The organism is Gilliamella sp. Gris3-2, assembly GCF_001690345.1.
Taxonomy (GTDB): Bacteria; Pseudomonadota; Gammaproteobacteria; order Enterobacterales; family Orbaceae; genus Gilliamella; species Gilliamella bombi.
The window spans coordinates 1-1,507 of the sequence record NZ_LZHB01000052.1 but is presented as its reverse complement, the minus strand read 5'-3'; the positions used below and the strand labels follow the sequence as shown (position 1 = coordinate 1,507).

At 33.4% G+C, this 1,507-nt stretch carries 2 protein-coding genes and 1 rRNA gene; 2 read left to right on the top strand and 1 reads right to left on the bottom strand.

The window, feature by feature from the left end; genetic code table 11:
- Window positions 1–839 (top strand): IS3 family transposase (locus A9G32_RS07500; RefSeq protein WP_141672887.1); only part of this gene is annotated, 839 nt, incomplete at its 5' end.
- Between the two features lie 176 nt (window positions 840–1,015).
- Window positions 1,016–1,309 carry a hypothetical protein gene (locus A9G32_RS07495; protein ID WP_065590416.1) on the top strand — a complete coding sequence of 98 codons (294 nt, stop codon included), beginning with the start codon at window positions 1,016–1,018 and terminating at the stop codon, window positions 1,307–1,309.
- Window positions 1,310–1,425: 116 nt separating this feature from the next.
- On the opposite strand, the gene rrf is transcribed toward A9G32_RS07495, so the two are convergent.
- Window positions 1,426–1,507, bottom strand: a 5S ribosomal RNA gene (rrf, locus tag A9G32_RS13640); the annotation flags it as partial.

The following is a 1,507-nucleotide window of genomic DNA, read 5'->3' as shown; positions in this document are numbered from 1 at the left end:
TAAAAGCAAATCGGCATCGTTATAGCATAACAAAGCTATGTCAATATTTAGGATTATCAAGACATTATGCTTATTATCAGTGTAAATTGAATAGACAAAAATCAGTAGGGCTTTATGCCGATAAAATCGTGACGCTATTTAATCAGAGCTATCAGTCTTATGGTACAAGACGAATTCGATTTGATTTACAGAAAGAGAATATTTGGGTGTCACGCCGTTACATTGCTCGGGTGATGAAAGCCTTATTGCTGGTATCAAAATACACCGTTAAACGTTATCAATCTCATACTACGGAAGTGAATGAAACCGCCACAGAAAACCACCTGCAACGACAATTTGATGTAGGTGATAAAAAACAAATTGTTGTTGCGGATTTAACCTATATTCAAGTTAAGCAACGTTGGAACTATTTATGTGTTTTAGTGAACTTATCCGATAGGCAAATTGTCGGTTATCATGTTGGTCAACATAAAACAGCAGAGCTTGTTATGTCGGCATTAAGTCAAATTAAACTGCCATTATCAAAATTGGATTTATTTCATTCAGACCGCGGTAAAGAGTTTGATAATCGGTTATTAGCGGATTGTTTTAAGACATTTAATATCACGCATTCATTAAGCAAGAAAGGGTGTCCATATGACAATGCGGTAGCGGAAGCGACATTTAAAACAATTAAAACGGAATTTGTAAAAGGCCAACGTTGTAACTCAACAGCTGAGTTACAACGCGCTTTTTCGGCTTATGCTTATTGGTATAATCATAAACGATTACATTCTTCGTTAGGCTACTTGCCTCCCGTTGAATTTAAAAAACACTTACCCCTTAATTTTTTTGTTTGAAAATGTGTTGCCATTCCAACTGAAAAAATCATGAGGCATTAAATAATATGACGCCTATTGAATACAAAACACAAAAACAACTAGCATGATTTTCTACGTTAGTTTTGTATTAAAAATGAGATAATCACACATCAGCTAGTTGTAAACTATTAAAGTTATGAAACAGGATTAATTTTATGCCGGCATTATTTGAATATTCAAATATATCAAACACTGTACTCAATATATTAGATAAAAAAGGATACCGAATTTGGTATGACGAAAAGTTAAAAATGTACTGTACTGAAAAGAACGGTTGGGATTTTATGGCCGATTCACCATCAGGTTTGTTAGGTTTAATTAGCATTTATGAATTTAAAAAACCAGCTATATATAAAGAATATTGGTGGAAAGATGATGATAAAAACTTACTAAACAATTTAAGAAAGAAACCTAAATACATATCAGTTATAGATAAAAATATAAGATAGGTTAAGGTTAAGTTACTAAAAATAAAGCAAAAGCAACTAAGTGATTTTTTTCATATCATAAGATAATAATATAAAAGCAAAAAGCCCAGCATGACTGCTGGGCTATATATTTAAAAGTCTGGCGGCACCCTACTCTCACATGGGTAATACCCACACTACCATCGGCACTACGGCGTTTCACTTCTGAGTTCGGCATGG